Origin of the sequence: Streptomyces sp. NBC_00376, from assembly GCF_036077095.1 — a bacterium.
Lineage (GTDB): Bacteria > Actinomycetota > Actinomycetes > Streptomycetales > Streptomycetaceae > Streptomyces.
The window spans coordinates 1,948,983-1,974,244 of record NZ_CP107960.1; the positions used below are offsets into that span (position 1 = coordinate 1,948,983).

A 25,262-nucleotide genomic window follows, 5' to 3' on the forward strand; every position below is an offset into this window, starting at 1 on the left:
CCAGAACTCTGACCAGCGATTTTCCCGGCCCGTCGGTGCGCACGTCCCGGAGCGGCACCGCGCCGCACGCCGAGGTCGACACCGGTGTGCGGCGCGGCGGGCCTCACGGGGCCCATGCCGGACGGCGGTTCAGGAGAGGGCCAGCTCCGTGACGTCGCCCGCTTCCAGGACCCAGGTCGCGCTGAGCCCGCCCTCCTTCACCCGCGCGTCGCCGTCGCCCTTGAGGACGCCGATGCGGTTGCCGGACAGGGCGATCTGAATGGCGTGGGTGTACTCGTGGACCCAGGACGCGCCGAGGCCGCCCTCCTTCACGTACACGTCGCCGCTGTCCTTGAGGACGCCGATGCGGTTGCCCGACAGTTCCAGCTGGACGACGTCGTCGGCCTCGCGCACCCAGGAAGCGCTGAGGCTGCCTTCCTTCACCCAGACGACACCGTTGCCGACGAGGACGCCGATGCGGTTGCCCGCCAGGTCGATGCCGATGGCGTTGTCGGACTCCCGTACCCAACTGGCGCTTAGGCCGCCCTCCTTCACCCACGCGACACCGTCGCCGGTGACGACACCGATGCGGTTGCCGGAGAGTTCCAGTTCCTTGACCTTGTCGGACTCCTTGACCCAGGTCGCGCCGAGGCCGCCCTCCTTCACGTACGCCTCGCCGTTGTCCTTGAGGACGCCGATGCGTTTGCCGGACAGGGCGATCTGCTTGACGTCGGTGGCCTCCTTGACCCAGGTGGCGCTCAGCCCACCCTCCTTCACCCACGCGACGCCGTCACCGGTGAGGACACCGATGCGGTCGCCGGAGAGAGCGACCTGCTTGATGTTCCCGGACTCCTTGACCCAGGTGGCGCTGAGGCCGCCCTCCTTCACGTAGGCGTCGCCGTTGACACGCAGGGTGCCGATGCGGTTGCCGCCGTTGCCGGAGACGGTGCCGGGCACCGCCGCGCCGGCCGTGCTCGAACCTGCGAGACCGGCCAGCGCCAGAACAGCCGCTGCGGCAGAGAGAGTCTTGAGATTCAAAGGATTAACTCCTGTACACAGAGGGACCCTGGGGCCCAATGAGCTGTGCCCTCGGGGGATTGAGCAATCCGATGACGATCAACGACCGGGGGCCCGTAGGGTGCGTGTGCCATTGGGGTGAGGGAGGCGCATTGAACGGGGCCTGCCGCGCGCCGGGGCGCACGGGTCCGGCACGCTCCGGACGGAGGTCCCGGTGACCTTCCCGCGGGGTGCGTGCGGGGCGGCGCACCTTGATAGCGTCGCTCCCGCGATTGCGGACCGCTCCCCGCCGGGGTCGTCGCTGCGCCCCGGACGCCCTGCCCTCGACGGGCGGTCCGCGGAGCAGGCGTGCTGACGGTACGGGGACGTTCGCCGCAAGGACGAAGAGGGCCGACGCATGAGCCTCGCGCAGTTGCACTACACCTCTGCCACCGCGGGGGACGACGGGGGTGGCGCGCGGTTCACGGCGGTCGGCGCCGGCATACCCACGCCGGTGCTGGCGGAGGCCGAGCAGCTCCTCGGGTACGAACCGCCCGCCGGAGCCCCGTACCACCCCACCGCCGGCGAACTCCGTTCGTTCCCAGAGGCGTTCAGCTTCAGCGCCCTGTCCGACGGCAGCCATCTGCTGAGCCGCACCGTGGCGCTCGGTGGCCCCGGCGCCGGCGGTTTCCACGCGCACGCGGTGCATCTTCCGGCCGGTACCCGGCTGCCGGGCGACGCGCTGCCGATCACGGCCTGGCGGTCGCCGAGCTGGGCCTCCGCCGCACCGGGGGGCTCCACCCCCGGCCCCTTGGCCGCCCTGCCCGCCTCCGCCTCCTTCGGCCCCGAGGCGCTCAAGGACTTCGCGGTCTCCCGGAGCCCCTGGCTGGCGGCGGTCTTCGCCGACCTGCGCCGGGTGTGCGAGGAGCCGGCGTCGTCGCGGCTCGTTCTCGTGGAGCGGAGTTGCGCCGATGTGGCCCGTTGGATCGCCCTGGCCGGGTCCGTGCTGCCGCCGGAGACCGCCCAGCGGCTGACCTTCACGACGTACACCCGACGCCCGGCCGACTCCCCGCACCAGGTCATCGGGGTCCGGCCGGAGGACGCCCCCGCACCGGCCGGACCGGACGGCGGACTCCTGGTGCGCGACTGCACCGGGGCGCGCCCCGGGGAGACGGTGGGCGATGCCTGGGCGGAGAGCTGCGCCCGGATCTGGCGCAACCGGTCCCCGGAGCTGTTCCGGGTGGCGGCGGAGCTGCCCGGCGAGCCCTTCGCGGCCGGACCGCTCGCCGTGACGGCGCTCTGCGCGGGCGTACCGCTCGGTCCCGACGGACGTGCCGCGGCAGCGCATTGGGCGGCCGAGCGGCCGTACGCGCTGGACGAGGAGCGGACGCGACGGCTGACCGATGCGCTGACCGCCCCCGGCCTCGACCGCACGGATGACGAACTCAACGCCGTAGCAAGGCTGCTGACCGCTCTCGACGGACGGTCGGGCGCCGCCGTGACCGCGTCGCTCGGCGCTCTGCTGGTGACGGAGGCGGTACGTGGCGGCGGCGTCGCACTCGAACCGCCCGCGCGCTCGGTCTTCGCCGGACCGGCCGGGGAGCGCGCCGTCGCCGCACTCGTCACGGCTCTGGGCGACGACCTGCGTACCGAACTCACCACCGGTACGCCCCTCGCGGCCCCCGCGACCGTTGTTCCCGGACGGACCGTGGGGCGCGCGGTGCAGTTGCTGCGCATCGCGCGGCTGCTCGATGTGGACTGCGCCGAGCTGCTCCCCGATGTGGTGGGCCGGATGGCCCGGTCACTGCTGGACGAAGGGGCCGCCGACTGCGCCGCGGTGCTGCTCGACCTCCTGGACGAACAGTTCGACGTCCGTACGGCGCTGCTCGGTGAGCTGGACCGGATCGCCCCACAGGACGCGGCGGCGACGGAGCGGCTGCTGGCCGGGGTCGCGCTGCCGTTCACCGGGGCGCAGGCGCTGCCGCATCTGCGGATGTGCGCGGCGGCGCCGGAGGCCAGGGCGAGCGGCGGCGACGACCGGGTGAAGGTGCTGAACGCGGTGCTGCGTGCCGGTGGAATGTCACCTTTCACCGAGCCACTGGTGCTGCGGACGGCGGTGGGTCTGGTCTGGGGCAACGACGTCCCCACGGCGGGCGAGGCGCGGCTGCTGCTGGCCGGGAGCACGTCCGACGCGCATCGCACGGCCGGCACGTGGTCCGTGCTCGTCGCGGCGGCGCTCGGCGCCCCGGCCGACGACGCGGAGGCGCCCGAGCTCGCGCATGATCTGTTGCGCGGCTTCCCGCAGGAGATCGACGCGCGGGCGCGCGGCGCGCTGCATCTCCTGGAGTTCGCGCGGGACGTCCGGTCGGGGGCGGCGGAGCCGGGCTGGGCGGAGCAGGCCCGGAAGCTGTGCGCCGGGGCGGAGCCGGTGGAGGCGGGCGTGCGCGAGCAGGCGTTCGGCGCCCTGGCCGGGCGGCTGCTCGCCCCGGACCGGCCGGAGGCGGAGCTGTACGCGTTCGTCCACAGCGACGCCCCGGACCTCATCGCGGCCTACGGCACCGCCGCGCGGCAGGAGGCGGTGCTCGCCCGGCTGCGCTCCGACCCGGCCTATGTCGCGGACTGCTTCACTGTCTGGAGCTCCCACCCGCACGCGGGCCGCGCCTGGAGCGGGACCAGGGAAGCGCTGCTGGCGGAGGTGCTGCGTCCGGTGGTGCGCGGCCTGTCCGCCGGTGAGGTGGCGGCGGTGGAGGAGGCCGCCGAGCGGGTGGGCAGCAGCCGTACGGCGGAGGCGTTCCGGGCGTGGAACCGGCCGGACGGCTTGCGCAAGCGGCTCGGCAACAGGCTGGCGGCCCGCGTGCGACGGTCGTGAACGGCATCCCCAGCGGTCGTGAACGCATCGCCGGCGGTCATGAACTGCGTCGTCGGCGGTCACGGGCGGGCCACGGAGGTCGTGGCCCGTCATGGGCGACCGGTACCGTGTGACATATCGATCTCTCGTGCGCTCCCGGCGGGCTGCGTGACACCCCCAGGAGGAACAGATGACGACGAACCGCGGACGCAAGGACGTCATCCGGGACCGGATGGCCGCGACCGGCGAGTCGTACAACGTCGCCGCCCGCAATCTGAAGGCCATGAAGGACATGGGCGCCACGCGTGAGGCCGTCCTCACCCAGCGCTGGCGCCCCGCCGACACGCTCGACGTGCCGTGCCCCTGCGGCGGCACGTGCGAGCCCGGCGAGCGGTGCGAGCGCTGCCACGCGCTCCACCGCCACGTGGCGCGCTACCCCGGCAGTGTCACGGACGTGGAGACCTGGGCCGACCGCTACGACTGCATGGGCTGCGCGTCCTCGTACATCCTGACCGTGGTGCTGCCCGGACGGCCCTGGGGCGTCGCCGAGACGGTGATCCGGGGCGGCTCCGCCGAGCCGGTCGTGCAGGCCCGGGTGTTCCCGGGTGTCGCCCATCCGCTGCTGCGGCCGGAAGGCGCCGGGGACGAGACCGAGGACTGACCGGCGGCCCCGGCACCCGCCCCGGCCGCCCCGGAGCCACCCAACGGCCCGAAGTCACCGGCCTCGCCGCCCGGAGTCACCCGCCGGCCTGGACGACGGACGCTCCCACCACGACGGCGAGGACCAGCGCCACGACGACCAGGGACCGCGGGTTGCCGAGGTTGACCGTCCAGCCGATGCCGACCCGCTTGGGCACCAGGATCGCGGGATCGTCGGCATTGACGTAGACCGTGCCGGCGCCGCGCCAGAAGCGGTCGTCGTCGCGCGGGACCAGCCCGGTGCTCTCCTCGCCCGTTTCCGCCCGCAGCCTGGTCCCGGCGGGCCCGACGCGCAGGACCAGCCAGGCGGTCACGGCGAGGACCCCGACGAGCGGCACACCCGCGACGGCCAGGGTCATGGCCGTGGAGCGGGTGTCGCTCCACATCAGCGCGGACAGCCCGAGCAGCATCAGGTTCACCAGGGCGGTGATGCCCAGCATGGAGCGGGCCGTGACGGTGAGATAGCGGCGGTGGCGTGCCGCGCCGGCCACGGGGCGCGCCACATCGAGGTCGGCGCGGGCCCGGAGCAGTCCGGCGACGGTGGCGACCATGGTGAGGGTGAGCAGGACCTGCCCGAGGACGAACCCGAAGGCGGTCCACACACTGGTCGGGTACGTGCGGTAGACGGTGCCGCCGAGCGAGCGTTCGGGCAGTGCGACGTGGTCGGGCAGACCGGGGTAGACGACGACGCCCGCGACGACGCTGACAGCGATCACGACCAGCGCGGGGACCGCCCAGCCCCAGGGGAAGCGGACCGGGTCGGTGCGCAGGGACGTGTCCACTACGGCGCCCTGCCGGGCCTGCCGGTACCACCGGCCCTCCGCCTTCGCGCGGGCGATGGCCCGGTGGGCGCGTACCCACAGGGCGGCGGCGAGGGCGCAGAGCAGCAGCGAACCGGCGACCGAGGCGGCTGGGGTGCCGAGCGCGGTGCCGAGCGCCGTGGCGGGCACGGTGACGACGGCCGCGGCGACGAGCATCGCACCGCGGTAGCGATGGCGCTGTTCCTCGACGGCGGCGGAGCGCGCCCGGTCCGGCGGTACGCGGACGCCGAAGGGCACGGCGGAGGGGTTGAGGAGGGGGCTGGGCGCGGAGTACAGCACGGCGCTGAGCACCGCGAGTATGCCGAAGTTGAGAGCTGCGTCGACCAGCAAGGTGTTCACCTGTCCGTTCCTTTCACTGATCCCGACGGGGCGGGGCGCCGCGCCGGAGCCCGGCGCGGCCTTTCGGATGTACGTTCCCCGGGGCGGCGCCGAGGGTCAGGGCGTCCCGTCCTCCCTCGCGGGGAAGCGGTCCAGAACCGCCGCGACATGACTCATCACCTCCGCCTTCGCGATCCCTCGCACATCCAGCTCGGCGAGGAGGGTGCGCATGCGCGCCTCCCAGTCGACGCCGGCCCGCAGTTCGTCCGACGGCTGCTTGACGTCGGGCCGGACCACCGCACCGCTCTTGCGGTTGATGCGGATGATCCCTTCGCGTCGTAGCAGGTCATAGGCCTTGTTGACGGTGTGGAAGTTGATCGCCAGATCGACGGCCAGCTGCCTGGTGGACGGAAGTCCGGCACCGGGCGCCAACGCGCCTTCCGCGATGGCTTCCACCACCCGGTCCCGGATCTGCTGATAGATCGGCACCTCGCTGTCGAGGTCGAGCACTAGGTACACACCTTAACCCTATCTGCTATACATCTAATAGAACAGACGCTCAGGCTCCGCTGGAGGATGAATCCCCATGGCACTGATGAACATCTCCGACACCGGCCGCGCCATCGCCGGGTCCGACCGATGAGCGGGCTTCCGCAGGGCCCGTACATCGAAGTCAGCGGGCTGACCAAGCGGTTCGGAGCCGTACGCGCCGTCGACGACCTGAGTTTCACCGTGCGGCCGGGTGTCGTGACGGGCTTCCTGGGCCCCAACGGCGCGGGCAAGACCACGACGATGCGGATGATCCTCGGCCTGGTGGCTCCCACCGCGGGCACCGCCACCATCGGCGGCAAGCGGTACGCGGAGCTGTCCAGGCCCACAGCCACCGTGGGCGCCGTGCTCGACGCCTCCGCGGTCCACCCCGGCCACACGGCCCGCGACCATCTGCACATCTACCGCACCATGGGCGGCCACCCGCCCGAGCGGGTCGATCACCTGCTGGACCGGCTGGGGCTCGCCCAGGCGGCCGACCGCCGCACCCGCACCTTCTCCACGGGCATGCGGCAACGGCTCTCGCTCGCCACGGCGCTGCTGGGCGACCCGCGGGTACTGCTGCTGGACGAGCCGGGCAACGGGCTCGACCCGGAGGGCATCGCCTGGCTGCGCGGGCTGCTGCGCGGGCTGGCCGCCGAGGGCCGCACGGTGCTGGTGTCGAGCCATGTGCTCAGCGAGGTGCAGCAGATCGTCGAGGACGTCGTCGTGATCCGGAAGGGCCGGCTGGTGGCGGCGGGACCGATGACGGAGGTCGAACGGCTCTCGCCCGGCACGGTGCTGGTCCGCTCCCCGGACGCGGCGGCGCTGCGCGCCGCACTGCTGCGCGGTACCGCGCGGGACGGGGCGGCCGACCGGGTGGACCTCCTGCCGGACGGGACGCTGCGGGTGTACGGGATGGCGGACTCCGCCGTCGCCGATCTGGCCGCCGCCGAGCGGCTGCGGGTGCACGGGCTGACCGCCGGGGGCGGCCTGGAGCAGCTCTTCCTCCGGCTGGCGGGGGAAGGCGAACCGGCAGGCCCCGACCGGCCTGCGGCGCTGACGGACGAGGGGCGGAACCGGTGATGAACGCACTGATCAGGGCGGAGTTCCGGCGGCTGGCCGCCACCCGCCTCCGGCTGTGGGCGCTCCTCGCGGCCGTCGTCCTGGGCGGCGGCATGGTGGGGCTGATGACACTGGTCGGGCCGGAGAACTTCGATCCGCCCGCGCCCGGCCTGGACACCGAGGCCGGTGTCCGCTCCGTACTCGGCATGCTGAGCTTCACGGTGTTCCTGCCGGCCGCGCTCGGCACCCTGGCGATGACGTCGGAGTACCGGCACCGCACCGCCACGTACACCTTCCTGCACGCCCCGCGGCGCCGGCAGGTGCTCACCGCCAAGCTCGTCACGTACGGCGTCGCCGGTCTGCTGTACGGGCTGGTACTCACCGGCACGGCGGCGGCCGCCTTCTTCGGGGGTGTGGCGGCGCGCGGGGTGACCCCGGGGATGGCCACCGGCGAGGTGCTGGGACTGCTCGTGCGGCCGGCGGTGGCGATGGCGGTGTACACCCTGCTGGGCGTGGCGGCCGGGGCGCTGATCCGTCATCAGGTCGCGGCGCTGGCCGTCGTCATCGGCTATCTGTACGCGGGCGAGTACCTGCTGATGATGATCCCGGGCGTCAAGCTCCTCTACCCACTGCTGCCCGGCGGCGCCACGGCGTCCCTGACCGGCTTCAGCTATGTGGCGGACACGATGGCCGCGGAGCTGGCGACCGGCCCGGTGCCGCTGCTCTCCCCCGTCGGCGGCGGACTGCTGCTCGCCGGGTACGCCCTGGTCGCGGCGTGCGTCGCGGTCCTGGTGCCGATGCGCAGGGACGTGCACTGAGCCCGTACGACGGAGCGGGTGCCCCGGAACGTGTTCCGGGGCACCCGCTTCGGTTCTCGTCCCTCAGCCCTCGTCCGGGGTCAGGCGCAGCGAGATCGAGTTGATGCAGTACCGCTGGTCGGTGGGGGTCGGGTAGCCCTCGCCCTCGAAGACATGGCCGAGGTGCGATCCGCAGCGTGCGCAGCGGACCTCGGTGCGGACCATGCCGTGGCTGCGGTCCTGGATCAGTTCGACCGCGTCGCTGTCCTTCGGGTCGTAGAAGGACGGCCAGCCGCAGTGCGACTCGAACTTGGTGTCCGAGCGGAACAGTTCGGCGCCGCAGGCGCGGCAGGAGTAGACGCCCGTGGTCTTGGTGTCGGTGTACTCACCGACGAAGGCGGGTTCGGTGCCGGCCTGGCGCAGGACCGCGTACTCGGCCGGCGTCAGCTCCGCCCGCCACTGCTCGTCCGGCTTCTCGATGTCGTACGACACGTCGCTCCCTCAGCTCGACAGGTGGTCCAGGATCTGCGGGCCGAGGTCCGTGACGTCGCCCGCTCCCATGGTGAGAACGAGGTCGCCGGGCTTCGCCATTCCCGCGATGGCCTCGGGGACCGCGGTCTTGTCGTGGACGGCGGTGACATCGGCGCCCGCGGCCCGCGCGGCCTCGATGATCAGGGCGCTGGTGATGCCGGGGATCGGGTCCTCGCGGGCCGGGTAGATGTCCAGCACCACGGAGGCGTCGGCCAGCGCGAGGGCCTGGCCCATCTCGGTGCCGAGCTCCTGGGTGCGGGAGAAGAGGTGCGGCTGGAAGACGACCAGGAGGCGGGCCTCGGACGCGGCGCCGCGCATCGCTTCGAGGTCCGCGGTCATCTCGGTGGGGTGGTGCGCGTACGAGTCGATGACCTGCACGCCCGCCGCCTCGCCCTTGAGCTGGAGGCGGCGCTTGACCCCGGTGTACTTGCCGAGGGCCGAGGCCAGGTTGTGGGCCGGGACGCCGAGGGCGACACCGGCGGCGAGGGCCGCGACGGCGTTGAGGGCGTAGTGGCGGCCGGGCACGGAGACCGTGAACGTGAGGTACTTCCCGTTCAGGACGACCGTGACCTCGCTGGTCAGTCCGCGCGGGGTGATCTTGTGGACGCGTACGTCGGCGTGCTCGGACTCGCCGTAGGTGACGACGTTCAGCGAGGACAGGGTCCGGACCCGCTCCGTCAGCTCGACGGCGCCCGCCTGGTCGGCGGAGATCACCAGGGTGCCGCCCGGGACGATCTTGCCGGCGAACGCCTCGAACGACTCGTAGATCTCGTCCATCGAGGCGTAGTTCGCGTGGTGGTCCAGCTCGACGTTGAGGACGATCGCGACCTCGGGGTCGTACTTCTGGAAGCTGCGGTCGCTCTCGTCCGCCTCGGCGACGAAGATCGCGCCCTCGCCGTGCGCGGCGTTGGTGCCGGGTCCGGCGAGGTCGCCGCCGATGGCGTACGAGGGGTCGAGGTTCAGCTCGGTCAGGGCGACGGCCAGCATCGACGTGGTGGTCGTCTTGCCGTGCGTGCCGGCCACCGCGATGGCGCGCAGCCCGCCCATGAGCGAGGCGAGCGCATCGGAGCGGTGCACGACGGGGACCGACAGCTCGGCGGCGCGCAGCAGCTCCGGGTTGTCGGCACGGATGGCGCTGGAGACGACCACGCACGAGGCGTCGTCCGCCAGATGTCCGGCGGCGTGCCCGATGTGGACGGTCGCCCCCAGCGCCCGCAGCGCCTCGGCGGTACCCGACTCCTTGGCGTCGCTGCCCGCGACCTTGGCGCCGCGCTGGGCGAGGATCTTCGCGATGCCCGACATTCCGGCGCCGCCGATGCCGATGAAGTGCGGCCGTTCCATGGCGGCAGGAATACCGGGTGCCATGCGTGTGTCTCCCAGACGTCGATGCGGGTGGCCGGGTCGGGATGCGAGTACCCGAGCCGGTACGAGGTGCCCGCCCAGCCTATTCGCTGTGCGCGAAGAGCTTGAGCACCGGTACGCCGACCTTGTGGCGGGCCCTGGACGCCCAGTCCCGGTGGAAGAACTCCTCGACGTAGTGCGGCGCTGTCAGCACGATGACCTCGTCCGCCTCCGCGTCGTCGACCACGGACTTCAGCTTGTCCAGGGGGTGGTCCTCGATCACCTGTCCGACCGCTTCGGAGCCTGCCTGGCGCAGTGCCTCCAGGGAGACCTCGAGCGCGAGTTCGGCGGGCTCTCTGGCGTTCTTGCCCTCCGGTTCCTCACCCTCCCGGGCGGCTTCCTTCAGCTCTCCCATCGCCAGGTCGTCGATGGCTCGCAGCAGCACATCTGCCTGGTCACCGCGGGGCTGCATGAGCACGACGAAGGAGGTCGGCTCCTCCCCGTGCAGGGTGGTGACGAACTCGACGTCCTCGGAGGTGAGGGGCTTCTCGATCATCAAAACGCTGGTGAACACCACGGGCGCCCTTCTGCTTCAGTGGCCGTCGCCGGTCACTGCTGAAACCATCCTTCCCCGTGCTCGCACGGGGTCTGCGAGAGTAATTGTGCCCACCGGAAGCTAACCGGAACGACAAATTCCGCTGATTGTCAGCTCCGACGGTACCGAGTGAAGAGGAACCCGGCCTCTTCGAGCATCGACGCCAGGGTGAATCGTTCCGGCACGGCCACCGAGGGGCCGCCCGCGATCCGCTGCGCGTCCCCGGCGGTCAGCATCGGCGAGAGGGTCAGACAGAGCTCGTCCAGCACCCCGGCGGCCACGAACTGGCCCAGCATCCTGGGGCCGCCCTCGGTCAGCTGCCGCTTGAGCCCGCGGTCCGCCAGCTCCCGTACGGCCCTGGCGGGGTCCACCCGGGAGCCCTCCCCCGCGATCACCACCTCGGCGCCCGCCCGGCGCGCCTCCTCGATCCGGCCCGGCGGGGCCCCGGCGCCGGTCAGCACCAGGGTCGGGACGAGCGGCTCGGTGAAGAGCGGCAACGAGAAGTCGAGGTCCAGGCTGCCGCTCACCACGGCGATCGCGGGTGCGGGCCCCTGCCCGGCCGCGGCCCGGCGGGCGGCGAACGCCTCGCGGGCCCTGGCGGGGCGGTAGCCCTCCAGGCGCACCGTCTCCGCCCCGGCGAGGACCACATCGGCCAGACCTCGCAGGGTGCCGAAGATCCGCATGTCGCTCGCGCAGGAGATCGGCTGCGAGCGGCCGTCGTGCTGGGCGGCCCCGTCGAGCGTCGAAACCATGTTGGCGCGCAGCCAGGGGCCGTCCTGTTCGGGGTAGGCGTAGGCGTCGGCCAGGGCGTCCAGACTCCACTCCTCGTGGTCAGCCGGTGTCAGGTCGGTCACAGGGAAGAGGCGTCGCATGTTCTGCAGTCTGGCACGGCGCTTAAGGTTGAGAGTTGTGTCGTCCTCCACAGCCCTGCCGGGGCAGAGCCCCATAGCCGAAACGGCTCCCCTTTCCCTGTGCGCCCTAGAGCCCCGCGTACCCGCCGACCGACTGGTCGCCGAGATGGTGCCGCCGCCGCGCTTCGACTCCGTGCGTTTCGACACCTATGTGCCGGACCCCAAGCAGCCGAGCCAGACGGAGGCGGTCGGGGTCCTGAGCGGCTTCGCGGCCGGGCTCGGCGGCGCGCACGCCAGCGGCTCGGGCAAGCGCAAGTGGTTCAGCAGGAAGCCGGCGGCCCCCTCGGCCCCGCTCGGCGTCTACCTCGACGGCGGCTACGGCGTCGGCAAGACCCATCTGCTGGCCTCCCTCTGGCACGCCACCCCGGCCGCCCCCTCGCTGAAGGCGTTCGGCACCTTCGTGGAGCTGACCAACCTGGTCGGCGCGCTGGGCTTCCAGCAGACCGTGCAGACGCTGAGCGGGCACCGGCTCCTGTGCATCGACGAATTCGAGCTGGACGACCCGGGTGACACCGTGCTGGTGTCGTCGCTGCTGAGCAGGCTGGTCGAGGCCGGGGTCGCGCTCGCCGCCACCTCCAACACGCTGCCCGGCAAGCTCGGCGAGGGCCGGTTCGCCGCGGCCGACTTCCTGCGGGAGATCCAGGGGCTGTCCGCCCACTTCCGCCCGCTGCGGATCGACGGCGAGGACTACCGCCACCGCGGGCTGCCCGAGGCCCCCGCGCCGTACTCCGACGAGCAGGTCACCAGGGCGGCGTACGCCACCGAGGGCGCCAGCCTGGACGACTTCCCCTCGCTGCTCGACCATCTCGCCCGGGTCCATCCGAGCCGCTACGGCGCACTGACGGACGGACTGCGGGCGGTCTGCCTCACCGAGGTCCAGCCGGTCCCCGACCAGTCGACCGCGCTGCGGCTCGTCGTCCTCGCGGACCGGCTGTACGACCGGGAGATCCCGGTGCTCGCCTCCGGGCTGCCGTTCGACCGGCTGTTCAGTGAAGAGATGCTGAACGGCGGATACCGGAAGAAGTACTTCCGGGCGATCTCCCGGCTGACGGCGCTGGCGCGCGACGCGAAGGGGCTGGTGGCGCAGTAGGTTCGGGAGCGTACCGCCCCTCGGACCCTTGGGCGCCGAGGGACTCCCGTATCGACCGCGCACACCGCTTGAAGGGATTCGGCATGGCAACCACGCGTCAGGCTCACACGGTCTGGGACGGCAACCTGATCGAGGGCAAGGGGGTCGTCACCTTGGACTCCTCCGGCATCGGCGAGTTCGACGTCTCCTGGCCGTCCCGCGCGGAGAAGGCGAACGGCAAGACCTCCCCCGAGGAGCTCATCGCGGCGGCCCACTCCAGCTGCTTCTCGATGGCGCTGGCCCACGGTCTGGCCTCGGCCGGCACCCCGTCGACCCAGCTGACCACCACCGCCGACGTCACCTTCCAGCCCGGCACCGGGATCACCGGAATCCACCTCACCGTCCAGGGCCAGGTGCCCGGCATCGACGAGGCGGACTTCGTCAAGGCCGCCGAGGACGCCAAGGCGAACTGCCCGGTCAGCCAGGCGCTGACCGGCACGACGATCACGCTCTCCGCCTCGCTGATCTGACCGCAGGGGCCACTCCCGGCCCGGGACACGGCCAGGGTCTCAGTGACCCGCATGGTTCCCGCGCGGCGATACGCGTGCTACACACATGCGGGTCACTTCTCCTGTCCGCCAGCAGGGAGTTGCCTCATGTCATCAGAAACGTCACGCCTGACCGAAGAAACGTCACGGCCGACCGAAGAAACGTCACGGCCGACCGCCACCCGTCGTCAGGTCCTGGCCGGCAGCGGCGCGGCCGTCGCCTCCATCGCCTTCGCCGGAGCGTTCTCCGAACTCTTCGCGGGCACCGCCGCCGCCCGGGGACACAGCGGGTACGGCCCGCTGGTGCCCGACCCCGACGGTCTGCTCGACCTTCCGAAGGGTTTCCGCTACCGGGTGCTGTCCCGGGAGGGCGACCAGCTCCGCTCCGGCGAGGGCCAGGTCCCCAGCAACCACGACGGCATGGCCGCCTTCGCGGGCCGTCACGGCCACGTCCGGCTCGTCCGCAACCACGAGAACCGCGTCACCGCGAAACGCCCGGTCCCGACCGTCGAGGGTCTCACCTACGACCCGATGGGCAAGGGCGGCTGTACGGCCCTGGAGCTGGACGGCCGCAACAACGTTCTCGGCGAACGGGTCGCCATCGCCGGTACGGCGGTGAACTGCGCGGGTGGCCGCACCCCGTGGAACACCTGGCTGACCTGCGAGGAGACCGAGGACAGAGCCGGTACCAACGGCTACACCAAGGACCACGGCTTCATCTTCGAGGTGGACGGCGCCGATCCGCACCGCACCGGGGCCGTGCCGCTCACCGCGATGGGCCGCTTCCAGCACGAGGCCATCGCGATCGACCCGAAGAACGGGATCGTCTACGAGACGGAGGACGCGTTCGAGAAGCCGTTCGGGCTCTTCTACCGCTTCCTGCCGAACAAGCCGCTCGGCGGTACGGGCTCGCTGCGGGCCGGCGGCCATCTGGAGGCCATGCGGGTGCCGGGCGTCGCCGACCTCTCCATGGTCCAGGAGACCGGCGCGAGCTTCGAGGGCATCGAGTGGGTTCCCGTACCGGATCCGCTGGCGGCCGGGACACCGATCCGGTTCCAGGACTTCGGCCCGAAGGGCATCACACACGCCCAGAAGCTGGAGGGCTGCTACTGGGGCGGGTCCTCGGTCTACTTCGTCTCCAGCTTCGCGCACAGCGCGGAGGGGTCCGCCGCCGACCACTACGGCCAGGTGTGGCGGTACGAGCCGAAGCGGCGCCGCCTCACGCTCGTCATCGTCTTCGGCCCCGGCACCGACGTACAGCTGCCGGGCGAGTCCCCGGACAACATCTGCCTCGCCGCCGACGGCGGGCTGATGGTGTGCGAGGACGGCGGCGGCGCGCAGCATGTGTTCGGCCTGACGCGGCGGGGCGAGGTGTACCCGATGGCGCGGGGCCGGCAGAACATCGGGACGCCGGAGGAGCCCGAGTGGGGTGAGTTCGCCGGGGTCACGTTCGCGCCGGACGGCGGGACGATGTACGTGAACTGCTACACCCCGGGGACGACGTTCGCGGTGACGGGGCCGTGGCGCTGACGCGCTGACACGGTGGTCCGTCGAGGTACCGGAGGGGGCGGGCAGCGGGTGCCCGCCCCCTTCGCGCCGCCCGGGACGGGGTCCGTGTTCTGCCCAGCGGCCCGGGTCACGTCGGCGGCGCTCAGGATCGTCGTCGAGGCGGCCAACGGGGCACCTTCGGCACACGTCGTCGCCGTCCGCGCCTACGCATAGGAGCGGACCGGCCGGGCGACCCGGTCGGGCGGCCGGTCAGGCGGCCCGGCCCGGTCGATCCGCCCGGCCGACTCGACGGCCCGGGTGAATCCGGGCGCGACTCCGACGAGACGAGGCCCCATACACCCCTTCTAGTGGGATAAGCCGATATTTTCCGCTGATGACTCATTCGAACCACTCGACTCATTCAGCTCATTCGAGTAATGCTGTGCTGAAATTGACGGCTCTGTCCGTTCTCGGTGTGCTGCTCGGCGGCCTCGCCGGCTGTGGGGGCCCCGACGGCCCCCCGGCCGCCGGGCGTGCGCCCGCGGCGGCCCACGTCCCGTCGCACGCCGCCTCGGCACCGCCCACCATGGCTCCGGGGCCCGACGGGCGGACGCCGGTCTTCGAACGCGGGACGAAGGGCGGCGAGAAGGTGGTGGCGCTCACCTTCGACGCCGACATGACCGCCGCCGAGGGGCCCCGAGCGGCGGCGGGCGAGCAGTTCGACAATCCCGAACTGATCGATCTGCTGCGCGACTTGAAGGTGCCAGCCACGGTGTTCATGACGGGGCGGTGGGCCGACGAGTACCCGGCGCAGGCCAGGTCCATCGGCACCGACCCCCTCTTCGAGGTCGCCAACCACTCGTACAGCCACTACGCCTTCAAGTCCCCCTGCTACGGACTGCCGACCGTGACCGAGAACGGCATGCGCGCCGATGTGGCGCGGGCCTTCGACTCGTTCCGGAAGGCCGGTGTGCGCAATACGGTGCCGTACTTCCGCTTCCCCGGCGGCTGCTACGACGATGCCTCGCTGCGCGCGCTCGCGCCCGAGAAGGTGACGGCGGTGCAGTGGGACGTCATCAGTGGCGATGCCTTCGCGACGAACGCGGACGCGGTGGCCGAACAGGTGCTGGAGGGGGTGCGGCCCGGCTCACTGGTCGTCATGCACTGCACGCGAAGCGCGGCACCGGTCACGGACGAGGCGGTCCGCCGAGTGGTCCCGGAGCTGCGGCAGCGCGGGTACCGCTTCGTGAAGGTCTCCGACCTGATCCGGGCGGCACAGCGCTGAGAGGCTGCCGGGCGGTCGCTCAGCCGGAGCACGCCGTGCGCTGGGCCTCCTGCCATTCGCAGACCGGGCAGAGAGTGATGCCCCTGACCGACTCCGGGTACTCGGTCGGCTTCCGGCAGAGCACGCACTCGGCGTACGGAGGCCCTGCGGCGGTCTCCGTACCGGTGGGTGCGGGGTTCGCGGCGGGTGCACCGCAGTACGCCTCTTCACTGCGCTCGTCCATGCGTACGCCGCAGTACGCCTCTTCCCTGCGCTCTACGGTGTGTGCGCCGCAGTACGCCTCTTCACTGCGCTCGTCCATGCGTACGAGCCTACTCAGACGCGCAGGGAAGTCAGTTTGCAGACGAGCGCGGCCGCCGCGGCGGCGAGGGCGGCGGCAGCGACGAGCGGCAGAACCGGGAAGTGCACCGTGCCGGTCCGCGAACCGGTGACCAGGCCCGTCACTGCGGTGTTCGCGGGCGAACCGGCGGTCACCAGGGCCAGCAGCGCGCCGAGCACGGTGGCGGCGACGGACCAGCCGCGCCGGTGCAGCAGCGGCCGGGTGCAGAGCGCGCCGACCACCGCCCCCAGCAGCACACAGCAGGCGACGGCCAGCAGTCCGGCGGCCCCGGCGGGCAGCAGCGGCACCCGGACGGAGTTGTCGGCACTGGCCGGCTTGCTGATCACCAGCACGGTCAGGGTGGCGGCCACACCCAGCAGCCCGGCACAGCCGAGCGCGGCGAGCAGCGCCGCCAGATGCGCCCTCGGCGATCCCACCACCGCGGCGGTCACGGTCCGGGCGGCGGGCGGCTCCTGGTTGGCACAGAGCTGTACGAGCCAGGCGGTGACGGGCAGGAGCCCGGCGGCCGCGTAGCCGAGTGAGTCGAGGACGGGCTGTCCCCACTGCACGCCGACGGAGACGAAGGCCGCGTACAGCAGCACCGGGGCGAGCCAGCGCTGGGAGCGGACCAGCAGGGCGGTCTGGTAACGCAGGAGGGCGGTCATGGTGCCTCGTGAGTCGGGAGGCCGCGTGGGTCCCTGGCGGCCCCGTGCGGGCCGGGGCTCTCGGTGCGGACGGGCGCGGCGGCCACCTGCCGGATGTGCCAGGGCGGGTGGGCGGTGAGCAGGGCGCGCAGCAGCGCGTCGGAGTGCGCGGCCGGGACGGTGAGCCGTACGCCCCCGTCGGCCGCGGGCGTGTGCTCCGGGGCGCCCGGCAGTCCGGCGGGGAGCGATGCGCCGGGCGGGCCCGCCGCCTCGATCCGTACCGGCGGGCCGGTCTCCGCGGCCCGTGCCCCGGGGGCGGGGAGCAGGCCGGTGCCCTCGATCCGGAACACGGCGTCGACCGCCCCGGCGAGCCTGCGCGGGTCGTGGTCGACGAAGACGACGGTGGCGCCGGCCGCGACCCGTTCGGCCACGGCCCGGTCCAGCTCGTCGCGGGCCGCCGTGTCGAGCCCGGTCCATGCCTCGTCCAGGATCAGCAGCTCGGGCTCGGCGAGGAGCGCCTGGGCGACGGCGACCTTCTGGCTGGTGCCCTTGGAGAGTTCCGGAAGCGGTGTACGGGCATGGGCGGCGGCGCCGAAGCGGGCGAGCCAGGACCGGGCGCGGTCGGCCGCTTCGGAGGTCCGCAGGCCGTGGATGCGGCCGAGGTGGACGAGGTACCCGGACGCGGTGAACGGCAGCGCGGCCGGGAAGCGCTCGGGGACGTATGCCGTACGCGCTCCACGGCCGGTGATCCGGCCCTCCGTCGGGGCGTCGATCCCGGCGAGCAGCCTCAGCAGGGTCGACTTGCCGGTGCCGTTGGCCCCCTCGATCCGGACCAGGGCGTGCGTGGGCAGGTCGAGATCGATCCCACGCAGCACCCAGGGGCCGCCGAGTCCGTACCGGCGGCCGACCCCGGTCAGCCTCAGTTGGCGGTCTTCTCGGGCTTGGCCTCGCTGGGCCGCACGATCACGAATCCCTCGCCGTCCAGCCGCAGTTGGACGGCCTCGCCGGATCCGCCGCGGATCATCGAGCCGACGCTCTGCGAACGGTGCAGCGACGTGGCCAGGTTGGCGCTCCAGCCGACCACCGCGTCCGTGTCGACGCAGACCGGCTGCTGCGGCGTGACGGGAATCACTATGGGGTGTCCCTCGCACATCAGGCCGAGCTTGCCGTAGCCGGTGAAGACGCTGTTGAAGAGCCCGCCGCCGGTCATCCCGGCACCCTTCACGGTCTTGATCTCGTAGGAGATCGTGGGATCGAAGCAGAGCACGTTGCGGCCGTTGATCGTGAGGACGTCGCCGTGCTCCATCTCCACGATGAAGCAGTTGGCGGCCTCGTGCGCGAACCATGCCTCGCCCTGGCCGCGGACCGCCATCAGCGGCAGTCCCTCTCCGGTGACGGCGCGCTTCAGCATGCCGCCTATGCCCTGGCCCTTGCGCTCGAACTGCAGATCACCGCGGAAGGCGATCATCGCTCCCTGGCGGGCGTGCATCTCGCCGTTGACGGCGTACTTGATGGATTTGGCGTTCTGCAGGGTCATCCCGGGGGCCGTCGCCTGCTGTGCCAGGTTCTCGCTGGAAAAGAGATCGCTCTTCATGCGGTGCATCCTCACCCGGAGCGGTCCATTCCGCCAAGAAGCCCGGATCGGGCGGCTGGCAGACTGGACCGGGTGAGCAGCAATGACATTCCCACGTCCCCGTCCACTCCCCATTCGCCCGCGGCGGACAGCCCGTTCAGGTCCGAGCCGACGAGCCGCGACGAGGCGCCGCAGTACGTGCTGCCGTTGGTCGTGCACATCGAGAAGACCGCTCCCCCGGCCCGTACCGACGCGTTGCGGACCGCGGCCCGCGCGGTGCTCGTGATGCTCTCCGACGAGCGCTCGGTGGGCGAGGGCGAGTGGGCGCGGGCGATGCGGGACTGGCAGGACGCCCGGATCCGCAAGGTGGTGCGGCGGGCGCGCGGCGCGGAGTGGCGCAAGGCCTCCGCGCTGCCGGGCATCACGGTCACGGGCGAGGGCGCCGAGGTGCGGGTCTTCCCGCCGGTGCCGCTGGACGGCTGGCCCAAGGAGCTGGCGAAGCTCCAGGTGTCGGGGACGGATCTGGACGACCCGGAGCCGCCTGCCGCGCCCGATCGCCAGAGCCCGGTGCTGTGGCTCAACCCGGAGCTGGACATGTCGGCGGGCAAGGCCATGGCGCAGGCCGGGCACGGCGCGCAGCTCGCCTGGTGGGAGCTGTCGGACACGGAGCGCAAGGCGTGGCGCGAGGCGGGCTTCCCGCTCTCGGTCGCCACCGCGGAGGCGGGGCGCTGGCCGGAGCTCACGGCGAGCGGGCTTCCGGTGGTGCAGGACGCCGGGTTCACCGAGATCGCGCCCGGGTCGTGCACCGTGGTCGCCGACCACCCGGCGCTGCGACGCGGCTGAGCGCCTGAACGCCCGAGCGCCGGAGCGGGAACCTCAAATCGACCTCTGAACGTCCCCCTGTTCGGATTCACCACCGCCCTTTGGGGCCATGAGCCCTGCACGAAGCGGATGAGGGGGACGGTATGAAGCTGGGTATCGGGATCGGCTGGCGGCCGGAGATAGCGGATGTTGTCGAGGCGCTGCCGGGGATCGACTGGGTGGAGGCGGTCGCGGAGAACATCTGCACCGGCCGTCTCCCCGATTCGCTGGTACGGCTCAGGGAGCGCGGTGTCACGGTCGTCCCGCACGGCGTCTCGCTGGGCCTCGGCGGAGCCGACCGCCCCGATCCGGGCCGGCTCGCCGATCTCGCCGCCCGCGCCGAACTGCTCTCCGCGCCCCTGGTGACCGAGCACATCGCGTTCGTACGGGCCGGGGGGCCGCGCACCTCCTCGCCGGGGCTGGAAGCGGGCCATCTGCTGCCCGTCCCACGGACCCGGGACGCACTGGACGTGCTGTGCGAGAACGTGCGCATCGCGCAGGAGTCGCTGCCGGTGCCGCTGGCCCTGGAGAACATCGCGGCGCTGATCTCCTGGCCCGACGAGGAGCTGACCGAGGGGCAGTTCCTGGCGGAGCTGGTCGAGCGGACCGGGGTCCGGCTGCTGATCGACGTCGCCAATCTGCACACCAACCACGTCAACCGGGGCGAGGACCCGGCCACCGCACTGGACGAGCTGCCGGTGGAGGCCATCGCGTACGTGCATGTGGCGGGCGGCGTCGAGAAGGACGGTGTCTGGCACGACACCCACGCCCACCCGGTCACCGAGCCCGTACTCGACGTCCTGGCCGGGCTCCGTTCCCGGGTCGACCCGCCCGGCGTCCTGCTGGAGCGGGACGACGACTTCCCGCCGGCCGAGGAGCTGGCGGGCGAACTGGACACGATCCGCGCCACCTTGAACCGGGCGGCGGGGGACACGAAGCGGCCCGCCCCTCGCGTCCGCCCGTCCACGCGGGCCGGAGCGTCCACATCCACCGACGCCACCCGCGACCGGCTCGCGGCCGCCCAGACCGCACTGCTCTCCGCGCTCGTCGCCGGTGGCCCCGCGCCGCAGGGCTTCGACCGGCGCCGCCTCGGGGTCCAGAGCCGTGCCCTGGCCGCCAAGCGGGCCGGGGTCGTCGCCAAGGTGGCACCGGAGCTGCCGGAGATCCTGGGCACCGGCTACCGGGAGGCCTTTCTCTCGTACGCCGCGACCCGCCCCATGTCCGCCGGTTACCGGCGCGACGCGATGGACTTCGCCGAGGACCTGCTGATCGCGGGCCGCCCCACCGACGACGCCGCCCGGCGCAGGCTGACCCACTGGTGGCAGGACCGGGCCGGTGCGCGCCCGCCGCGCCGCACCACCCGGCTCGTACGAGCGGCCCGCGCGGCCCTGATCGGAAGGTGACCGGCATGAACACCGTCGCACTGCTCGTGGACCTCGGCGTCGTGGTCTCCTCCGTACTCCTGGTCGTGGGGCTCTCGCGGGCCCGTGGCGGCACCGGCGGCGCCGTCCACGACGTCTACGAAGCCGCCTTCCTCAACGGCGGCCCGGGCAGGGTCGCGGACGCCGCGCTCACCGCGATGCATGCGGACGGCCGGCTGGCCGTCGGGGGCCCCGGAATCGTCGCCGTCCAGCGGGCCGAAGCCCATGACCCGGTGGAGCGCGCGGTGCTCCAGGAACACGCCTCGGCTCCCAGCGGGGCGTTGCACACCCTGCGCGAGGCGGTGATGCGGCACCCCGCGGTGCAGGAGGTCGGCGACGGGCTCGCGGCCCGCGGTCTGCTGGCCGCGCCCACCGCGAACCGGACGTGGCGCCGCTGGGGCGTCACCCAGGGGATGGTCTGCGTACTGGCCGTCCCGCTCTCCATCGTGGCGACCGTCCTGGATCCCCTGTCCGCGGACTTCTCCACCGTTCCCTTCTTCTTCAAGGTGTTCCCGGTCCTGATCGTCGGTATCTTCACCGGCTTCATCTGCGCCGGGGTCGCCCGGGGACGCGTCACCAGGTCGGGGCGCCGGGCCGCCGAGGCGTTCCGTACCGCCCAGGCGTACAACCCCGACCCGGCCCACGCGGTGGCCGCGCACGGGCTGCGGGCGATCCCCGACCCCGTGTTCCAGGAGCAGCTGATCGCGGCGGCCCGGATGCAGCCGCACGGCCGGACGGCGGGGCGGCGTGCCCACGCGGCGGCGGCGTCCACGGGCGCCTCCGCGCTGCTCCTCGCGCCGGTGGTGTGGTGCGCCGGTACGAGTCCCGGTCACGGCAGTTGCGGGAGCTCCGGTGACGGGGGCGGCGGGGCGGGCGGCGGTGGCGGGTGCAGTTCCGGGGCGAGCTGTGGCTCGGGGTCCGGCTGCGGCGGATCGAGCGGCTCCGGCTGCGGTGGCAGCAGTGGTTCCAGTTGTGGCGGCGGCGGATCCAGTTGTGGCGGCGGGTCCAGCTGCGGCAGTTAGGGCCTGCCCGGACGGCACCGGCTGCGCCGGTGGTCGCGATGGGGCGGCCACCCTGCTGATGCCCGGTCAGGGGCACGGCCGCCCTGGTGGTCCGTCACGGAGCGGTGTGCGGTGGTGCGTGTCTATGAGGACGCCGGTGCGGCGCGCTGGACGCGCGCCGCACCCGGAGCCGAACCCGGTGTCGCTGGAACGACGGGCAGCGCGATCCGCGCCGGTGCCCGCCCTCTGATCTTCCGGGTTGGGGTGGTCGGAGCCCGCTCGCTACGCGAGCCCGGCCACCAGGTCTGCAACCGACTTCCTGCGCCCCGTGTAGAACGGGACCTCTTCGCGGACGTGCATCCGCGCCTCGGAGGCCCGCAGGTGACGCATCAGGTCGACGATGCGGTAGAGCTCGTCGGCCTCGAAGGCGAGAATCCACTCGTAGTCGCCGAGCGAGAAGGAGGCGACGGTGTTGGCCCGGACGTCGGGGTAGCCGCGCGCCATCTTGCCGTGGTCCGCGAGCATGCGACGGCGGTCCTCGTCCGGCAGCAGGTACCAGTCGTAGGAGCGCACGAAGGGGTAGACGCTGATGTAGTTGCGCGGCGTCTCGTCGGCCAGGAAGGCCGGAATGTGCGACTTGTTGAACTCGGCGGGACGGTGCAGCGCCATGTTCGACCAGACCGGCTCCAGCGCCAGGCCCAGCTTGGTGCGCCGGAAGAGGTTATACGCCTCCTGGAGCTCGTCCGCCGTCTCGGCGTGCCACCAGATCATGACGTCGGCGTCGGCACGCAGGCCGGAGACGTCGTAGGTGCCGCGGACGGTGATGTCCTTGGCCGCGAGCTGGTCGAACAGCTCCTGGACCTCGTCGGCGTAGCCGGCCCGGTCCGCGGGCAGGACGTCGCGCAGCTTGAAGACGGACCACAGCGTGTAGCGGATGACCTCGTTGAGGTCCTTGGCCTTCTTACCCGCGTTGGGGCCCTTGCTTGATTTCACAGTCTCAGGCGCACTCATACGGCTATTGTCCCGCCTCGCTCCGTGTGCCCTTAACCAGGGTCGACGTGGCGATGATCTCTTCCCCGGGACCGCCGGTGATGTCGGCCGCGATTTCGTCCGCGGCGCGGTGGGCGCTCGCGATGCAGGCCGGGATGCCGACGCCGTCGTAGACCGCTCCGCAGACCCGCAGCGCGGGCAGCTTGGCGACCTCGTCGCGGATCCGGGCGACCCGGGAGAGATGTCCCACCGGGTACTGGGGCAGCCCGCCGATCCACCGGGTGACCTCGGTGTCCACGGGCTTCGCGGCCAGTCCGGTCGCCTCGGCGAGGTCACGCAGCGACACGTCGACGATCTCGCCGTCCTCGCGGTGGATGTGATCCTCCTCGCCGTAGCGGCCGACGGAGGTGCGCAGCACGAAGAGGTCCGGGGCCGCGTCGGCGACCCAGTTCCACTTGTGGGAGGAGAAGGTGGACGCCTTGATGGTGCGGCCGTCGACCGGGGGGACGAGGAAGCCGGAGCGGCCGTCGAGTGCGGTCGTGGCGGCGACGTCGGATCGGCGGAAGGCCATCGTGACGAGCGCCATCGACGCGTACTCGACACCGGCGAGCTCGGCGGAGGCTGCCGGTGACTCGGCGGCGAGCAGCGTGGAGGCGGACCAGGCGGGGGCGGCGAGCACGATGCCGTCGGCCTTGATGACCCGGGTGTCCGTGCGGACGTCCCAGCCTTCGGCGGTACGGGTCAGGCCGAGGACGGGGGTGGCGGTGAGGATCTCCCCGCCGCCCGCGCGCACCGCGTCGGCGACCGCTCGGGGCAGGGTGCCGATGCCGCCCTCGATGCCCTGGAAGACCGGTCCGGTCTGCTGCCGGGCGGCGACCCGTTCCTGGATGCGCAGGACGGCGTCGAGCAGGGAGCCGCCCTCCCGCGCCGCCTCGAAGAGCTGCGGTACGGCGGCGCGCATCGAGATCCGGTAGGCGTCGCCCGCGTACACGCCGCCGAGCAGCGGCTCCACGAGCCGGTCGACGACCTCTCGGCCCAGCCGGTCGGCGACGTACGCGCCGACGGCGACGTCGTCACCGACGGGGGTCGGGGTGAGGTCGCGCTCCTGCGCGATGCGGGCGAGGCCCTCGGGGGTGAGCAGTCCGGTCAGCGCGGCCGGGTCGCCGGGGACACCCATCACATGGCCCTTGGGCATGGGGCGCAGGGCGTCGCGCGTCCAGACCGAGGCGGTGGCCGTGGCGGGCGGCTGGAGGCGGTCGCCGAGCCCGACTTCGCGTGCCAGGCCGACCCCCTCCGGGCGGCGGGCGAGCATCGACTCCGCACCGAGGTCGACCTGGGTGCCGGCGATCTCACCGGTCATGAGCTTGCCGCCGAGCCGCTCGGTGGCCTCCAGCAGGGTGACCCGCAGGCCGGTCCCCAAAAGCCGGTGGGCGGCGGCGAGACCGGCGATGCCACCGCCGATGACGACGACATGTCCGGTGCCCGGGTCCGCGCGGTTTATTGAACGCTGCATGCCCCCACTCTCTCAAAACCCTTTCCGAGTCCTGAACGTGACTGCTTCGAAACCGGGATCCGGCAACCCGCGCCCCGGTCCGGCACGTCGAACCGGCACCATCGACGACCCGCCTTGGGGGGCATTCATGCAGAGACACCGGCATCCTGGCCGTTCATCGGTCCGTCGTCCGCGCCTGGTCCTGGCGGCCGGCCTCGTGGCCGGCCTGCTCACGCTGAGCGGCTGCGGCGCCTCGGACAGTGCGAGCGACACGAGTTCCGGCGACAGCAAGAGGGCGATCGGCGCTCCGGAGCAGGGCGCCGCCGACGCGGCGGCCGGGAAGGCGGAGCAGGAGACGGGCGGTTCGCCGTCGCAGGAGAAGCCGCAGGGGAAGAAGAGCGACGCCCTGCCCTCCGGCACCCATGTCATCCGTACCGCCTCGCTCTCGGTGGAGGTCGGGAACGTGCCGAAGGCGGCCGTGCTCGCCCGTTCGGCCGCGGAGGGTGCGGGCGGTCTGGTGGCCCGCGAGGAGACCGAGCGGGTCGACGACACGCATGAGGTGTCACATCTCGTGCTGCGCGTTCCGCAGGGCGAGTACGAAGCGGTGCTGAAGCGGCTCGCGGGCACCGGGAAGCTGCTGTCGCGCACCTCGTCGGCGAAGGACGTCACCGACCAGGTGGTCGACGTGGAGAGCCGGATCGCCACCCAGCGGGCGAGTGTGGCGAGGGTACGGAAGCTGATGGACCGGGCGGAGAAACTCAGCGACGTGGTCACGCTGGAGGGCGAGCTGAGCAGCCGTCAGGCGTCCCTGGAGTCGCTGCTGGCCCAGCAGGCGTCGCTGAAGGACCGCACCACGCTCGCCACGATCACCCTCGACCTCTCCGAGCCGGAGACGGTGGCGAAGGACGACGATGACGGGCCCGGCTTCCTGGACGCGCTGAGCGGCGGCTGGCACGCGTTCGTGACGGCGCTGCTGTGGCTGGCGATGGCGGTGGGCGCCGCGGCCCCGTTCCTGGCGGCGCTGGCCGTGCTCCTGCTGGTGTGGCGGCTGCTGCGCCGCCGGCTGGCCGGACGCAGTGCGCGGCGGACGTCCGGGCCGGGCGGGTCCTCGCCCGCTCCCCCGGCGTCGTAGCGTGGTCCCT

Annotated in this window: 26 protein-coding genes; 12 read left to right on the plus strand and 14 right to left on the minus strand. The window is 72.6% G+C overall.

The window, feature by feature from the left end:
• Positions 1-129: 129 nt before the first annotated feature.
• Complete coding sequence (locus OG842_RS08745; RefSeq protein WP_266729068.1) at positions 130-1,017, minus strand: peptidase S1; 888 nt, start codon at positions 1,015-1,017, stop codon at positions 130-132.
• Positions 1,018-1,393: 376 nt separating this feature from the next.
• Between OG842_RS08745 and OG842_RS08750 the strand changes: the two genes are divergently transcribed.
• Complete coding sequence (locus tag OG842_RS08750) at positions 1,394-3,844, plus strand: GTPase-associated protein 1-related protein (RefSeq protein ID WP_266729069.1); 2,451 nt, start codon at positions 1,394-1,396, stop codon at positions 3,842-3,844.
• A 169-nt stretch (positions 3,845-4,013) separates the two neighbouring features.
• Positions 4,014-4,484 (plus strand): hypothetical protein, encoded by a 471-nt coding sequence (locus tag OG842_RS08755; protein ID WP_266729070.1) that lies wholly within the window; start codon positions 4,014-4,016, stop codon positions 4,482-4,484.
• 76 nt (positions 4,485-4,560) lie between these two features.
• Here OG842_RS08755 and OG842_RS08760 read toward each other — a convergent pair whose 3' ends face one another.
• On the minus strand, positions 4,561-5,682 hold the full coding sequence (locus OG842_RS08760) for a DUF1648 domain-containing protein (RefSeq protein ID WP_266729071.1): 1,122 nt from the start codon (positions 5,680-5,682) through the stop codon (positions 4,561-4,563).
• A 96-nt stretch (positions 5,683-5,778) separates the two neighbouring features.
• Positions 5,779-6,180, minus strand: a complete 402-nt coding sequence (locus OG842_RS08765; protein WP_266729072.1) for a GntR family transcriptional regulator — start codon at positions 6,178-6,180, stop codon at positions 5,779-5,781.
• Positions 6,181-6,300: 120 nt separating this feature from the next.
• Here OG842_RS08765 and OG842_RS08770 point away from each other — a divergent pair, with 120 nt between their 5' ends.
• A complete protein-coding gene (locus OG842_RS08770; RefSeq protein ID WP_266729073.1) occupies positions 6,301-7,275 on the plus strand; it encodes an ABC transporter ATP-binding protein in 975 nt (324 codons plus the stop codon).
• Positions 7,275-8,072 carry an ABC transporter permease gene (locus tag OG842_RS08775; protein WP_266729074.1) on the plus strand — a complete coding sequence of 266 codons (798 nt, stop codon included), beginning with the start codon at positions 7,275-7,277 and terminating at the stop codon, positions 8,070-8,072. The genes OG842_RS08770 and OG842_RS08775 overlap by 1 nt, the downstream gene beginning before the upstream one ends.
• 63 nt (positions 8,073-8,135) lie before the next feature.
• Here OG842_RS08775 and msrB read toward each other — a convergent pair whose 3' ends face one another.
• From msrB to OG842_RS08795, 4 genes are all read right to left on the minus strand, one after another.
• The gene (gene msrB / locus OG842_RS08780) at positions 8,136-8,543 is read right to left on the minus strand and encodes a peptide-methionine (R)-S-oxide reductase MsrB (RefSeq protein ID WP_266729075.1); all 408 of its coding nucleotides are present in this window, start codon (positions 8,541-8,543) and stop codon (positions 8,136-8,138) included.
• Positions 8,544-8,552: 9 nt separating this feature from the next.
• On the minus strand, positions 8,553-9,947 hold the full coding sequence (gene murC, locus OG842_RS08785; protein WP_266729076.1) for a UDP-N-acetylmuramate--L-alanine ligase: 1,395 nt from the start codon (positions 9,945-9,947) through the stop codon (positions 8,553-8,555).
• Positions 9,948-10,026: 79 nt separating this feature from the next.
• Positions 10,027-10,479, minus strand: a complete 453-nt coding sequence (locus tag OG842_RS08790) for an indole-3-glycerol phosphate synthase (protein ID WP_266729077.1) — start codon at positions 10,477-10,479, stop codon at positions 10,027-10,029.
• 149 nt (positions 10,480-10,628) lie between these two features.
• Positions 10,629-11,390: a pyrimidine reductase family protein gene (locus OG842_RS08795; RefSeq protein WP_266729078.1), complete on the minus strand. Its 762-nt coding sequence runs from the start codon at positions 11,388-11,390 to the stop codon at positions 10,629-10,631.
• A gap of 37 nt (positions 11,391-11,427) precedes the next feature.
• Here OG842_RS08795 and zapE point away from each other — a divergent pair, with 37 nt between their 5' ends.
• From zapE to OG842_RS08810, 3 genes are all read left to right on the plus strand, one after another.
• Positions 11,428-12,519 (plus strand): cell division protein ZapE, encoded by a 1,092-nt coding sequence (gene zapE / locus OG842_RS08800; RefSeq protein WP_266729079.1) that lies wholly within the window; start codon positions 11,428-11,430, stop codon positions 12,517-12,519.
• Positions 12,520-12,602: 83 nt separating this feature from the next.
• The gene (locus tag OG842_RS08805; protein WP_266729080.1) at positions 12,603-13,028 is read left to right on the plus strand and encodes an OsmC family protein; all 426 of its coding nucleotides are present in this window, start codon (positions 12,603-12,605) and stop codon (positions 13,026-13,028) included.
• A 126-nt stretch (positions 13,029-13,154) separates the two neighbouring features.
• The gene (locus OG842_RS08810; RefSeq protein ID WP_266729081.1) at positions 13,155-14,576 is read left to right on the plus strand and encodes an alkaline phosphatase PhoX; all 1,422 of its coding nucleotides are present in this window, start codon (positions 13,155-13,157) and stop codon (positions 14,574-14,576) included.
• Between the two features lie 182 nt (positions 14,577-14,758).
• Here the strand turns inward: OG842_RS08810 and OG842_RS08815 are convergent, their stop codons facing one another.
• Positions 14,759-14,890 (minus strand): hypothetical protein, encoded by a 132-nt coding sequence (locus tag OG842_RS08815; protein ID WP_266729082.1) that lies wholly within the window; start codon positions 14,888-14,890, stop codon positions 14,759-14,761.
• A gap of 95 nt (positions 14,891-14,985) precedes the next feature.
• Between OG842_RS08815 and OG842_RS08820 the strand changes: the two genes are divergently transcribed.
• Positions 14,986-15,819 carry a polysaccharide deacetylase family protein gene (locus OG842_RS08820; RefSeq protein ID WP_266733481.1) on the plus strand — a complete coding sequence of 278 codons (834 nt, stop codon included), beginning with the start codon at positions 14,986-14,988 and terminating at the stop codon, positions 15,817-15,819.
• 19 nt (positions 15,820-15,838) lie between these two features.
• Here the strand turns inward: OG842_RS08820 and OG842_RS08825 are convergent, their stop codons facing one another.
• The 4 genes from OG842_RS08825 to OG842_RS08840 all read right to left on the minus strand — a co-directional run bounded on the left by OG842_RS08825 (position 15,839) and on the right by OG842_RS08840 (position 18,376).
• Positions 15,839-16,042, minus strand: a complete 204-nt coding sequence (locus OG842_RS08825; protein ID WP_266733483.1) for a hypothetical protein — start codon at positions 16,040-16,042, stop codon at positions 15,839-15,841.
• A gap of 92 nt (positions 16,043-16,134) precedes the next feature.
• Positions 16,135-16,803 carry an ABC transporter gene (locus tag OG842_RS08830; RefSeq protein ID WP_266729083.1) on the minus strand — a complete coding sequence of 223 codons (669 nt, stop codon included), beginning with the start codon at positions 16,801-16,803 and terminating at the stop codon, positions 16,135-16,137.
• A complete protein-coding gene (locus OG842_RS08835; protein WP_266729084.1) occupies positions 16,800-17,657 on the minus strand; it encodes an ATP-binding cassette domain-containing protein in 858 nt (285 codons plus the stop codon). The genes OG842_RS08830 and OG842_RS08835 overlap by 4 nt, the downstream gene beginning before the upstream one ends.
• A gap of 44 nt (positions 17,658-17,701) precedes the next feature.
• Positions 17,702-18,376: an AIM24 family protein gene (locus OG842_RS08840; RefSeq protein WP_266729085.1), complete on the minus strand. Its 675-nt coding sequence runs from the start codon at positions 18,374-18,376 to the stop codon at positions 17,702-17,704.
• Between the two features lie 72 nt (positions 18,377-18,448).
• On the opposite strand from OG842_RS08840, the gene OG842_RS08845 reads away from it, so the two are divergent.
• From OG842_RS08845 to OG842_RS08855, 3 genes are all read left to right on the plus strand, one after another.
• Positions 18,449-19,198 (plus strand): peptidyl-tRNA hydrolase, encoded by a 750-nt coding sequence (locus OG842_RS08845; RefSeq protein ID WP_266729086.1) that lies wholly within the window; start codon positions 18,449-18,451, stop codon positions 19,196-19,198.
• A gap of 122 nt (positions 19,199-19,320) precedes the next feature.
• The gene (locus tag OG842_RS08850; protein WP_266729087.1) at positions 19,321-20,619 is read left to right on the plus strand and encodes a DUF692 domain-containing protein; all 1,299 of its coding nucleotides are present in this window, start codon (positions 19,321-19,323) and stop codon (positions 20,617-20,619) included.
• Positions 20,620-20,624: 5 nt separating this feature from the next.
• A complete protein-coding gene (locus tag OG842_RS08855; RefSeq protein WP_266729088.1) occupies positions 20,625-21,659 on the plus strand; it encodes a TIGR04222 domain-containing membrane protein in 1,035 nt (344 codons plus the stop codon).
• Positions 21,660-21,920: 261 nt separating this feature from the next.
• On the opposite strand, the gene hemQ is transcribed toward OG842_RS08855, so the two are convergent.
• Complete coding sequence (gene hemQ / locus OG842_RS08860) at positions 21,921-22,649, minus strand: hydrogen peroxide-dependent heme synthase (RefSeq protein ID WP_266729089.1); 729 nt, start codon at positions 22,647-22,649, stop codon at positions 21,921-21,923.
• 4 nt (positions 22,650-22,653) lie between these two features.
• Positions 22,654-24,141 (minus strand): protoporphyrinogen oxidase, encoded by a 1,488-nt coding sequence (hemG, locus tag OG842_RS08865; RefSeq protein ID WP_266729090.1) that lies wholly within the window; start codon positions 24,139-24,141, stop codon positions 22,654-22,656.
• Positions 24,142-24,268: 127 nt separating this feature from the next.
• Between hemG and OG842_RS08870 the strand changes: the two genes are divergently transcribed.
• A complete protein-coding gene (locus OG842_RS08870; protein ID WP_266729091.1) occupies positions 24,269-25,252 on the plus strand; it encodes a DUF4349 domain-containing protein in 984 nt (327 codons plus the stop codon).
• Positions 25,253-25,262 lie beyond the last annotated feature (10 nt).